Consider the following 12,652-nt stretch of genomic DNA (forward strand, 5'->3'; position numbering starts at 1 on the left):
TGGCTATGAACGAGACAGTTTCCTGGAATAACGGCCCGGTCCCGGACGAGCGCCGATCGCGGGCGGATGCACCGCGTTTTGTTGCGCAGGGGGCCAATCCCCTGTTGGAGGCCGCCAACCCTTTGCTGGTGATGGTGTCCGATATACGCCGCAGTGCCCGACATGCAGATCCGGCAGGTCTGCGTGCCAAGCTGGTGGCTGAAATCCGGCAATTTGAATTGCGCGCACAGGCCGTGCCCGTGGCCAATGAAACCATTTTGGCCGCTCGTTATTGCCTGTGCACGACCTTGGATGAGGCGGCCGCGCTAACCCCTTGGGGGCAAGCCGGAGTCTGGTCCTCGCACACTTTGCTGGTCACTTTTCATAATGAAACCTGGGGCGGCGAGAAGTTCTTTCAGCTTCTGGATAAATTGATGCAAAGCCCGGCGGCGCATTTACAGCTGTTGGAGCTAATGTATTTCTGCCTGGCTTTGGGTTTTCAAGGCCGCTATCGCGTGCATGAGCAGGGCGCCAGCCAGCTGGAAACCGTGCGCCAACGGCTGTACATGAGCTTGCGCCAGTATGGGCAGACGGTACCAGCCGCTCTGTCCCCGCATTGGCGCGACAACCCGGCGCAGAAAGTTGGCAAGCCTTTGCCTGTGCCTATCTGGGTGGCCGTTTGTGTGGCCTTGCTGCTGTGCTTGTTGATGTATCTGGGTACCAGTCTGTTGCTGAACCGGCAGTCTGATCGGGCTTTCGAGGACATTGTGGCTTTGCGCCTGCCGGCCTTGCAGACACAGGGCCAACCACCGTCTAGTGGCGTCGCACCGCCAGCACCTTTGGCCTTGGCAGAGCTGCTGGCCCCCGAGGTGGCCGAGGGTCTGCTGACCGTGCGAGATCAGGCCGATCGCAGCGTCATTATCCTGCGCGGCGACGGCCTGTTCGATTCAGGAGCTGACCAGATCCGTGCGCCGTTGCTTCCCGTTATTGCACGTATCGCCGATGCGGTGGAAGCCGCGCCGGGCTTGGTGCTGGTAGATGGCTATACCGATAACGTCCCCATACGCAGTGTGCGCTTTCCTTCCAATTTTCATCTCTCGCAGGCTCGTGCCGATTCGGTCAAGGCCGTCTTGCAGGAGCGCTTGAGTCAGCCAGAACGTGTACGCGCACAAGGCCGGGCCGATGCTGCGCCTGTGGCAGACAATGGCACCGCTCAAGGTCGGGCACAGAACCGACGGGTGGAGATCACGATCGTGCCCTTGAGCAAGGAGGCCGGGCAATGACACGTCTTTTGAGTCTGGTCTTTAGCCGTAGCGTCTGGACCTTTGTGGGTGTGCTGATTCTGCTGGTGCTGATCTGGTTGCTGGGGCCTTTGTTGGCGATTGGCCAAACCCGGCCATTGGAAACCGAGCCGTCGCGCTGGATTGCGATGGCTGTGGTGGTGGTGTTCTGGTTGCTGCGCTTGTTGTGGCGCAGCTGGCGTGAAGGCCGCTTGAACGCGCAGTTGCTAGGCCAATTAAGCCGCCCGGCGCAGAAGGCATCAGCATCGAGCAATACGGCTACGCCGCATCCTTTGCAAAGCCAGTTTGATGAGGCCATCGAACTGCTCAAGCGGATTCGCTTCGGTTCGCATATGGGCGGACGCTTGCGCTCCTTGCTGTCGCGTCAGTACGTGTATCAGTTGCCCTGGTATGTGTTCATCGGTGCACCCGGAGCAGGTAAAACCACAGCGCTGGTCAATTCCGGCTTGCAGTTTCCCTTGTCGGAGCGCTACGGAAAAACGTCTCTGCGAGGGGTGGGGGGCACGCGCAATTGTGACTGGTGGTTTACCGACGAAGCCGTCCTGTTGGATACGGCAGGGCGCTACACCACGCATGAAAGTGATCCGGTGGGGGATGAACAGGAATGGCGTGGTTTCCTGGGCCTGCTCAAGCGCTATCGCCGCAGGCAGCCGATAAATGGCACTTTGCTGACTATCAGCGTGCCAGATTTGTTGTCCAGCACGGCCGCGCAACGTCACGATCATGCGCAGGTCTTGCGCCAGCGCCTGGCTGAATTGCGCGAGCGTTTGGGGATTCAGTTTCCTATCTATGTGCTGGTCACCAAAATGGATTTGCTCCAGGGCTTTCAGGAGTATTTCGACCATTGTGATCGTCAGGAACTGGAGCAGGTCTGGGGCTTCACCTTGCCTTATGAAAGCTCGCGCGAAGCGGGATTTTCCTTGTCGCATACCTATGGGCGCGAGTACGAAGCCTTGCATCAACGCCTGGAGCGTGGTCTGGCGGCCGTGATGGCCGAGCAGCCCAACGAAAGCGTGCGTGCCGAAGCCTATCTGCTGCCACAACAGTTTGCTCGCCTGGGGCCGGTGCTGGAGGAGTTTCTGGAACAGGTGTTTAGCCAGTCCCGCTTCGAGGCACCCCTGTTGCTGCGCGGCGTGTACTTCACCAGTGGTCGGCAAGGAGGTGTGCGTCTGGATCAGGTGCGGGACTCCATGCGCGAGTATCTGGAAGTGGATGTGCAGGCGGATCAAGCGCAGCCAGTGGCCGGTCAGGGCCGCAGCTACTTTCTGACCCAGCTGCTGAAAGAGCTGATCTTTCAGGAGGCCGGTGTTGCAGGCCGCGACGAGCGCTGGGAGCGCCGCGTGCGCTTGCGTCATTTTCTGGTCTACGGTCTGGTGGCGGTGGGTGTGTTGCTACTGGGGCTGGCCTGGAGTCGCAGCTTTCTGTTGAACCGCAGCTATGTGGAGCAGGTTGAAGGACGTGTTCCGCAGGCTCAGCAACAGGCGGACCAAACACAGGTGCTGGATACCACCCCGGCGGTCGGCTTGCTGCCTTTGCTGGATATGTTGTCGTTGCTGCCGCAAAGCGATCAGTTTCCCTTGAATGCGCCCGGTTTGGAGCGGCGCATGGGCCTGTATCAGGGTGACAAGATGAAGGCCGCTGCCGATACCGTCTACCAACGCGCTTTGGAGAAATTGCTGGCCCCCTTGCTGGCGCGTCGTATCGAAACCGTGTTGCGTAGCGAGCAGGCGCAGGACCTGGAGTACGGCTACGAGGCCCTGCGCGCCTATTTGATGCTATACGACACGCGGCGCTATGACGCTGCCCATTTGCAGACCTGGTTGCTGGGCAGTTTGAAGCAGGACTTGCCGGCTGGCTTTACCCAGTCGCAATACGACAGGCTGGAGAGCCATGTCCGTGCAGTGACGCAGGCGGGCTTGCTCTTGAATCCCTTCCCGCGCAATGAAGCCTTGATTGAACAAAGCCGGGAACGTCTGGCGCGTATCAGTCTGGAGCAGCGCACTTATAGCCGCATGCGCCGTATTCTGGCCGCCACACCCGGTTTGATACCTATGTCGGTCTCAGGCATGGCCGGGCCATACGCGGCCTCTGTATTCAAGCGCGAAAGTGGCAAACCGTTAACCGAAGGGATAGACGGTCTGTACACCTACGAGGGGTACTGGACCGTGGTTGAACCACGTATCGACAGCGAATTGCAGCAGATGCGCGAGGATGACCGCTGGATTCTGGGGCTGGATACGGGCGCAGGGCAGTCCGAGGCGGCGCGTCGTGCGGCAAGCCAGGAGCTGCGTCGTCTGTATCTGCTGGATTATGTGCGTGTGTGGGATGAGTATCTGGCTGATTTGCGCCTGCTGCAAGGCGGCAGCTTGCTGGAAAACATTCAGTTGGCTCGGACCTTGTCCATGGCCGATTCGCCCTTGAAGCAGTTGGTCCAGCAGGTGGCTTTGCAAACTCGTCTGTTGCGAGAGGATGCGCAGCAGGGGGCCTCCTTGGGGGCACAAGCCAAAGTGCGGCTGGACGATACCCGGCAGGCGCTGGAGCAGATGTTTGGCCCGGTCGGGTTGGAGGGTAGTCGCCGTAATGAGCCTCAGGCCAAGCAGGTAGAGGCCATCGTGGATCAGCACTTCGAGCCTTATCACCGCCTGGCTTCCAGTAGTGGCGGGGCACCAGCGCCTATTGATGGAACCTTGGAGTTGCTGGATGAGTTCTATGCTTTTTTGACCTCCTCGGATGCTGCTCTGCGCAGCGCGGGTACACCGCCGCAGTCCAATGTCTTGACCAAGTTGCAGGCAGAGGCAGGTCGGTTGCCTGGGCCTTTACGTGATGCGCTGGATCAGTTTTCGGTAGGTGCTTCTGCCGAGATCGCGTCGCGGACTCAAGCCAGTTTGGGGCAGTTGGTAAATGCCACTATTGGTCAGTTTTGCCGTAGTGCGATTGCCGGTCGATATCCCTTCGCCGCTCAATCCAGGCAGGATGTCGCACCTAATGATTTTGCCCGCATGTTTGCGCCGGGTGGCTTGATGGATGCCTTTTTTCAAGAGCATCTGATGCATCAGGTGGATATGTCAGGTGGACGCTGGCGTTTCAAACCGGGCATAGATGGGCAGGCAGCGGCCAACTTCCGTTATCTGGATGCGTTTCAGCGTGCGGCTGTGATTCGGGATGTGTTCTTCCCGGCAGGCAGTAATCAACCGCGTATTGATATGGCGTTCACTCCGGTTCAGCTGGATGCAGAACTGTCGCAAGTGCTGCTGGATGTGGATGGCCAGGTGCTGCGTTATGCCCATGGCCCACAGGTTGCCATGGGGGTACAGTGGCCGGGGCCGCGCGGGGGCCGTCAGGTCAGTCTGGAGGCACAGCCACAGTCCGAAGGCTCGGGGATGAGGGCGACCGGTGCCTGGGCGCTGCTGCGCTTGCTGGACAAGGCACAGCCTGTATCGGGCGCGTCTGCCGGGGCCCAGCGCTTGTCCTTTGCCTTGGGAGGTCGCCAGTTTGTGGTGGATGTGGTGGCCAATAGCTCCAAAAATCCGTGGCGTTTGGCGGAGATGAGAGGGTTTAGCTGCCCGGGGAGCCACTGAGATGCGCCAGGATGATTTCGGTTCCAGCCCGGTGGTGATGTGGTACGGCAAGATTCCGGCCATGGGGGACTTTGTGCGCAGACGTATGCCCGAGCCGATTTTGTTGCCGTGGGAGCGCTGGTTCAGCAGTGGTGTCAGCCAGATTCGTTCGCCCAGCAAGACGGCTGGAGCCAATATGCCCAGCTCGCCCGTCCATGCCTGGGGATTTCTGATGTCCTTGCCGCATGGGGGTGTGCAAGCAGGGGCGGTTATGCCCAGTCAGGACCGGGTTGGGCGCGAGTATCTGGTGTGCGCTTTGGTGCCTTTGAATGCCGAGCAATGTCGGCGTGTCCGTCTGCCTGTACTGGCCAATATGGTTGAGCAATTGGGCCTGTCCTTGCAGCAAGGGGTGCGGTTTTGCTGGGCGGCAACCCAGTTGGATCAGACTTTGTGTAGTGCCGTGCCTTATGCCGGTTTGCTGGCGGAGAGTGCCGCCGCCCAGTCCGAGCAGCGTGATGCCGGGCAGGACATTCTGGATGTTTTGTATGGCTCTCGTGCGCCGTCTGTGCCACAAGACCCGTGGGCTGTCCTGCAGCCTTGTCTGGAGCCCGGCTCCCACCGTAGTTACTGGTGGTGCCTGGGCATGAACAATCCTGGCTGGCGCAGCGTGACGCACAGTGGCGAGCTAAGTCTGGCCCTGTTTCGGCGCTTGTTCGTGTCAGCAACAGCGGCAGATGCAGCAAGCCGCGCTTATCAACCATGGTGAGATCCCTCATGAAACGTACAAACTCTGCCAAGGATGTCCAGGGTCGCCCTTTGGGGCAGATTCTGGACTCTTTGCTGCTGGACCAACGGCTGGTGATTCTGGATCAATTGGCTTTGCAACTGGCCGAGCTGCATGAGAGCCAGGAATGGTATGGCGCGCTGGGGCTGGATACGGTGGTTTTGAGTGATGAAGGTCTGGTTCAGTTATTGCCGCTGGAGCAGAACATGCACAAGCGCAGTCTGGCACAGGCGCGTGCTCAGGGTATGGCCTTTGATGAGCCTTGCGCGGCCCCCGAGCAATATGTGGATGATCCTGTGCGGCCTGCTGGCCCTTGGACGGATGTCTACGCTTATGCGGCCTTGCGCTGGCAACTGACAACGGGCTTTCCTCTGATGGCCGCCCCTTGGCGGCAGTTGAAAGATCCTGTGGTGATGGACGAGGACGCGGACGGTCCGACGCAGGCCATGTTGCAGGGTCTGGCCCTTGACTGGGTGCAGCGGCCTCAGTCCATGGCTTCTTACCGAAGGCTGGAACGATTGGGGCAAGTGCCAGAGCCTGTGCCCGCACATGCTCCCGCTGCGCAAACTGTGCTGCCGATTACGCCTGAACGGCGGCCTTCCTTGCCATTGTGGCTGGCGGGCTTGGCAGTAATCGTTCTGGCAGGGCTGGGGGCGGCGTATTGGAGCGGCGATGGCGATACTTCCGGGCCCGCTGTTGCTTCGTCTGATGCCAATCGTCCGGCGGTGGTGGGCGACACGCCTGAGGAGTCCACATCAAGGCCGGGACCGGGATCAATCACGTCGGAGTTGCAGGGCGGGCTGGTAGCGGATGGAGAGTCCAAGCCGAATGATGTGGCTGCTTTGGGTGCAGGGGTGGGGTCTGCCTCCCAATCGGGGCAGCCTTCGGTGGCAGGATCAGATCAGCTTGGGTCGCAGTCGACAGGTGCACAAAATGACTCGGTGACAGGGCAGCAATTAGCCCAGGCTTCGGGCTCGCAAGCCGCGACAACAACGGAGTTGAAACTGCTGGCCGAGTCGGGAGCTTTGCAGCCTGCTTTGCCAGTTCAAACACAAAACACATCGGATGATGCAGCTCGCCTGGTTTTGGCCGATCATGCTGCCGGAACAGCCGGAACAGCCGGAACAGCCGGAACAGCCGGAACAGCCGGAACAGCCGGAACAGCCGGAACAATGGGAACTACCGGGACTGCCTCGGCCGATGCTTCAGGACTTGCCACAAGCACACAAACCGAATCCTCTGAGCCTACCGCGCAAGTCGATCATGTGGAACAACCGGAGCCGGTCGCTGCCAAGCCTGCGCCACCTGCCAAGGGCACAATCGCCCTGGATATACGGCCTTGGGGGGAGGTCTATGTGAATGGCCGAAAGCAAGGTGTCAGCCCGCCTTTGAAGTCCTTGTCACTGGCTCCAGGCTCGCACCGCATTGTTGTCAAGAATGCGGGATTGCCAGAGTTCAGCACAACAATTCGAGTGCGCTCAGGAAAGACGGCCAGCGTCAGTCACGAGTTCAAATAGGCTGCGAGAACCGAGAACCGAGAACCGAGAACCGAGAACCGAGAACCGAGAACGAAGACGCTTGAAGGCGGCGTAGCTGACTTACGTCGTCTTGCGCTTGCCGATCAGCCCTGTAGCCAGCAATGTCCCGAACAGAACGGTACTCATACCGATCAGCATCTGTGCGGTCAGGGCCTCGTCCAGCAGCAAGGCACCCCACAACACCCCAAAAGGTGGCACCAAAAAGGTCACCGTAATGGTTTTGGAGGGGCCGACATTGGACAGAAGGCGGTAAAAAATCAGATAGGCGACGGCCGTGCACAGCAGGGATAAGGACAGCGCAGCCCCCCAGGCATGCAGGCCCGGAAACTGTGCGGGCCACCAGTAAATGGCTGCGGGCAATAGAACCAATGTTGCGCTGACCATGCTGCCTGCTGCTACTGCCTGTGGCTGCACGCCGCGCAGATAGCGGGCGGTAAAGTTGGCGGCAATACCGTAAAACACTGTGGCCAGCAAAGATGCCAGCACAGCCCAGCCTTCGGCGCCTTTATTGAAGCTGAGCTTGTCGTACACCAGAATCAGAATGCCCAGAAAGCCCAGACACAGGCCCAGAATGCGGCTGGGTGTCAGGCGCTCTTTCAACCAGACTCGTGCCACCAGTGCGCCGAACAAGGGAGCCATGGCATTCAAGACGGCCAGCAATCCCGACTCCAGTCGCAAGGCTGCGAAGGCGTATAAGGAGAAGGGCACGGCGGCATTCAGAATGCCCAGCGCAAAGATGGGTTTCCAGTTCGCCAGAAAGATGGGCAAGCGTCCCGTGGCGGTGATGTAGCTCATCAAGGCCAGGGCGCTGACACCGACCCGTATGGCGGTCAGGGGAAAGGGGCCAAAGTCGGGGACCGCTTGCAGCGTAAATAAAAACGAGCCGCCCCAGATGGCGGCCAGCAGGAATAAATCGCGTAAGTCTTTGGGGGACATGGGAGTCAGATTGGTGGCGGCGGTCCGCATGGGCCGCATAACAGAGCCGATTGTAATCCTCTGGTAGCGACCAGGACACTGATGCGGGGCGTTCAAGTGGAAGGTCTGAAATCCCTTGATGCTTTAAACAGACAGCTCGTTGTTCAAAGCCCGTTTCAGGACGTTGAAGACGCGTTTGTCCCCGCATTGAGCGACGTTGAAGCGCAGAAACTGGACAGCATCAGGAGCTTGGCTGAAAACAGGGCCAGGGGCCAGCACGATGCCATGGGGTAGACAGGCGCGTGTCAACGTCAGGGCATCATGCCCGGCGGGCAGACGGACCCAGAGAAACATGCCCTCGCGGGGGCGCAGCCATGGCGTCAGGCCAAGTTGCTCCAGCTGTGCCACGGCATGATCCATGGCTTTGGAGAGCCGGTATCGAACTCGTTCCAGATGTTTGCGATAGCCGCTGTCGCCAAGCGCGCTGTTCAGAATATGCGAGGCCAGGCGGTTGCTGCTGAAACTGGTGGCGGTACGCAAGTCGACCAGGCTCTCGATCCATGGAGTCTGGGCCGCGATATAACCGCAGCGCAAGGCGGCCGACAGTGTTTTGGAAAAACTGCCTATCTGTACTACGCGGGACAGCCCATCCAGTGCCGCCAGTCGGGTAGCGGGTCGGGTCTCCAGATCCCCGAAAATATCGTCCTCAATAATGTAGAGGTCGGCGCGTTGCGCCATGGCCAGCACGCTATGGGCCGTCATGGCCGAAAGACGTGCGCCGGTTGGATTGTGTATGCCTGAATTGGTGATGTACAGGCGGGGTTTGTGTTCTTTAAGGGCAGCCTCAAAGGCCGCCAGATCAGGGCCCTGATGAGTATAGGGCACGCTGGCGATTTTGGCCCGATGCGCTCGCAGCAGCGCATGGAAATTGAAGTAGCAGGGGTCGTCCACCAGGACCGTATCGCCTGGCTCCAGAAAGAAGCGACAAAGCAGGTCAATAGCTTGAGTGCCCGAGTCGGTCAGCATGATGTGATGCGGGGCAGCATCTATTTCGGACTGCACGAGACGACGGGCCAGCATTTGTCGCAAGGGCTCTAGGCCCAGAGGCGAGCCGTAGTCCGTCAAGTCCGCGCTGGGGCTACGGGCGGCCTTACGTAAACCGCGGCGCACTCCTTGGTCATACATCCAATCCGAGGGCAGCCACCCACAGCCGGGCATCAGGACATCGGCCTCGGCTTCCAAGGATTGGCGCGAGATCCATAAAGGATCGATATCTTTTTCCAGAGCTGGCTCCAGTGCAGCCAAGCTGAGTGGAGCCAAAGGAGCCGTCACATAAAAACCGGAACCCGCGCGAGCCTCGATCAGACCTTCAGCGGCCAGCCTGCCATAGGCTTCGACAATCGTGGACACCGACACGCCCGCCGATTTTGCTTGTGCGCGTACGGATGGCAGGCGGGTGCCGGGCGGGTAGGTCCGTGCCGCGATGCGTTTACGTACGGATTGCATGATGTAGTCGATACGGGTCAAAGCAGACATGAGGCGGGCTCGGGTACGGTGTATGGGTCCGGTGAGAAGTACAGTTTTTTAAAACTGTACTGTACTGTGCCTGTGTATGCTGGCATAGCTGTGTTGTACTGACAAGCATCTTTGTTGGAGAGTGAATGATGGATAGCAAGGCAGTCAGCTGGCTAAATGGCTTTATAGGTGTAGCAATCTTCGCCGGATCTCTGCCGGCTACACGTGTTGCTGTTCTGGGCATGGATCCTTTTTTCCTGACTGGCGCGCGAGCGGTAGTCGCTGCCTTGTTGGCAGCGGTCTGGTTGCTGGTCGGGCGTGTGGCACGGCCAAAGCGATCAGACTTGTTACCCTTGGCCGTGGTTGGTTTTGGTGTCGTGCTGGGGTTTCCCTTGTTGACGGCGCTGGCCTTGCAGTACATCACTTCGGCGCATTCTATTGTGTATGTCGCCTTGTTGCCTTTGTGCACAGCCCTCTTCGGGGTAGTCTTGGCCGGAGAGCGGCATAAGCCCGTGTTCTGGCTGTGCTCTGTTTTGGGCTGCTTGCTGGTGATGGCCTATGCTGCGCGAGAAGGTCTGGATGCGGCCTGGCAAGGGGACCTGTATATGCTGGCCGCCGTGGTGGTGTGTGGCTTGGGTTATGCCGAAGGTGGACGCCTGTCGCGTCGTTTGGGTGGCTGGCAAGTTATTTGCTGGGCCCTGGTGCTCTCCTCGCCTTTCATGTTCGTCATGATGCTGTGGTTCTGGCCGCAAACATTCAGCAATGTGAATACAGCAGCCTGGTTAGGTTTCGGCTATGTGTCAGTGTTCAGCATGTTCCTGGGATTTGTGTTCTGGTATCGGGGGTTGGCGCAGGGAGGGATTGCCGCAGTGGGGCAACTGCAGTTGTTGCAGCCTTTTATGGGCCTGGGACTGGCTGCCGCCTTGCTGGGTGAGTCCGTCAATGCCAGCATGATCTGGGTGACTTTAGGCGCTGCCTTGTGCGTGGCGGGGGCGCGGCGCTTTGCTTCGTGATGGCAGAAGCCGGACGATAAAAAACCGGCCTGTCCCATTCATGGACAGGCCGGTTTCAAGACAAGCTGAGCAAGCGTTTTAGGCTTCCGCGTGCTTGGCTGCTTCTACCGCTGCATGCGTATCTTCTTTAGCACCATTAAAGAACAAGTTCAGCAGAACGGCAGCAATCGAGGTCAGCAGGATGCCCGATTCGATCAGCGGGTGAATGGCGTGAGGCATCCACTGCATGTAGTTGGGCGCAACCAGAGGAATCATGCCCACGCCAATGGAGATAGCCACAATCATGGAGTTGTTGCGGTTGGTCTTGTAATCCACGCCGGACAGAATGCGGATACCAGTAGCCGTCACCATACCGAACATCACAATCCCGGCGCCGCCCAGAACCACGGTGGGCAGGGACTCAACCAGGGCAGCCATTTTGGGCAGCAGGCCCAGAATGATCAAAATCACACCCCCGGCCACGCAGACAAAGCGGCTGCGCACGCCTGTCACGGCAACCAGGCCCACGTTTTGCGAAAAGCTGGAGTAGGGGAAGGTGTTGAAGATACCGCCCAGCAAGGTGCCCAGACCGTCGGTGCGCAGGCCGCGTGCCAGATCTTTCTGATCCACTTTCTTGCCTGTCATGTCGCTAAGAGCCAGGAACATGCCGGTAGACTCAATCAGCACCACAATCATGACCAGTGTCATGGTCGCAATGTGCAGGATATTGAACTTGGGCATCCCGAAGTGGAAGGGCAGAACCAGATCAACCCAAGCTGCATTGGCGACTTTCTCGTAGGTCATGATGCCCATGGCCGAGGCCACAACGGCGCCAATAACAATACCCAGCAAGACGGCCACGTTAGCCAGAAAGCCTTTGGCAAATTTGGCGATCAGCAGAATCGAGGTCAGCACGATGGCGGCAATACCCAGGCCAGTCAGGTTGGCGTAGCGCGGGTTCGGTACCGTTGCTTTCAGGGCCAGACCTTCTGGAGGTGGGGGCAAGGCCGAGCCGGGCATGGCCGCGGCCGATTGTGCGTGCTGAATCCAGGCCAGGTGGTCGGGGTTGATGACCGTGGGGGCGGTAGGGCCAACAGGGTTACCGAAAATCCAGTTGATCCCCACTCGCATCAGCGTAATGCCGATCATGGCAATAATGGTGCCGGTGACCACAGGCGGGAAAAAGCGCAGCATGCGGCTGACGGCAGGGGCGATGATCATGGTGATGATCCCTGCCCCGATGACCGTGCCAAAGAGCAACTGGGCTCCTTCCTGGCCGGGGTTGGCCTGTGCCATGGAGACCATGGGGCCGACAGCGGCAAAGGTCACACCCATCATGACGGGCAGCTTGATACCAAAATACTGCGTAAAGCCCATCGATTGGATGATGGACACGATGCCGCAGACAAACAGGTCAGCAGCAATCAGGATCGATACTTCTTCAGACGTCAGGTTTAATGCCCGGCCCACAATTAGTGGAACCGCGACGGCACCGGCGTACATTACCAGAACGTGCTGCAAGCCCAGCGCAGCAAGCCTGCCGTTCGGTAATCGTTCGTCGACGGGTGCGGTGGTCGCGTTCGTACCCATGAAATGTCTCCAGAGTGGATTAATTATTAGATGAAGCCATTTCAATGTAACGGCGTGCGACAGCCCTGTCATAAGACAATTCGTATAGAGCCTAGGTGGACCTAGCTATAGATGAGGGATAACCCCCAAAAAAAACGCCCTGATTTGGGCGTTTTTGATGCGGCTAAGGGAAAACACTGCTTTGGTGACACATGGTCAGGTCATGGGGGAAGGTCGTTGTATACCGGCACCAGTAACGGGTTCGCGCTCGTCGCGCGTATGTCGTGTTTGTATCAAAAATGAGTTTTTCACTACGACTTGATGGTTGTGTCAGGCCTATTGGAACGTCAGCAAGTGTAAGTTATGACTGCCTTGTAAGCTGCCTGATAGTCCTGAAAAAGCTCGTCTGGCGGCTTTAGCACAGCATCGGATTGTTACAGTGCGGCCCTGCCCGATTTCAATTCTTTATAGATTAGAACAACTGCGTAATGGTAACATTCGC

The 12,652-nt window shown here is 58.7% G+C and carries 8 protein-coding genes; 5 read left to right on the forward strand and 3 right to left on the reverse strand.

The genetic code is table 11. The features are described 5' to 3' along the window. The first annotated feature begins 5 nt into the window (after positions 1–5). The 4 genes from MID00_RS09570 to MID00_RS09585 are packed head-to-tail and all read left to right on the forward strand — an operon-like array spanning position 6 to position 7,138. A complete protein-coding gene (locus MID00_RS09570; RefSeq protein ID WP_254500232.1) occupies positions 6–1,262 on the forward strand; it encodes a DotU family type VI secretion system protein in 1,257 nt (418 codons plus the stop codon). Beyond that, on the forward strand, positions 1,259–4,858 hold the full coding sequence (gene tssM, locus MID00_RS09575) for a type VI secretion system membrane subunit TssM (RefSeq protein ID WP_254500233.1): 3,600 nt from the start codon (positions 1,259–1,261) through the stop codon (positions 4,856–4,858). Before MID00_RS09570 ends, tssM begins: the two co-directional genes overlap by 4 nt. Position 4,859: 1 nt before the next feature. Beyond that, positions 4,860–5,603: a type VI secretion system-associated protein TagF gene (gene tagF, locus MID00_RS09580; RefSeq protein ID WP_254500234.1), complete on the forward strand. Its 744-nt coding sequence runs from the start codon at positions 4,860–4,862 to the stop codon at positions 5,601–5,603. A gap of 8 nt (positions 5,604–5,611) precedes the next feature. Then, the gene (locus tag MID00_RS09585; protein WP_254500235.1) at positions 5,612–7,138 is read left to right on the forward strand and encodes a PEGA domain-containing protein; all 1,527 of its coding nucleotides are present in this window, start codon (positions 5,612–5,614) and stop codon (positions 7,136–7,138) included. 81 nt (positions 7,139–7,219) lie between these two features. On the opposite strand, the gene MID00_RS09590 is transcribed toward MID00_RS09585, so the two are convergent. Continuing rightward, complete coding sequence (locus MID00_RS09590) at positions 7,220–8,134, reverse strand: DMT family transporter (protein ID WP_083054887.1); 915 nt, start codon at positions 8,132–8,134, stop codon at positions 7,220–7,222. Positions 8,135–8,218: 84 nt separating this feature from the next. Continuing rightward, positions 8,219–9,610, reverse strand: coding sequence for a PLP-dependent aminotransferase family protein (locus MID00_RS09595; protein WP_254500236.1), 1,392 nt, complete (start codon positions 9,608–9,610; stop codon positions 8,219–8,221). A gap of 128 nt (positions 9,611–9,738) precedes the next feature. On the opposite strand from MID00_RS09595, the gene MID00_RS09600 reads away from it, so the two are divergent. Beyond that, a complete protein-coding gene (locus tag MID00_RS09600) occupies positions 9,739–10,602 on the forward strand; it encodes a DMT family transporter (RefSeq protein WP_203145835.1) in 864 nt (287 codons plus the stop codon). Between the two features lie 78 nt (positions 10,603–10,680). Here the strand turns inward: MID00_RS09600 and MID00_RS09605 are convergent, their stop codons facing one another. After that, on the reverse strand, positions 10,681–12,171 hold the full coding sequence (locus tag MID00_RS09605; protein ID WP_125301999.1) for a nucleobase:cation symporter-2 family protein: 1,491 nt from the start codon (positions 12,169–12,171) through the stop codon (positions 10,681–10,683). Between the last annotated feature and the right edge of the window lie 481 nt (positions 12,172–12,652).

It is taken from the genome of Alcaligenes sp. NLF5-7, from assembly GCF_024266725.1.
In the GTDB taxonomy this organism is placed as follows: domain Bacteria; phylum Pseudomonadota; class Gammaproteobacteria; order Burkholderiales; family Burkholderiaceae_B; genus Alcaligenes; species Alcaligenes phenolicus.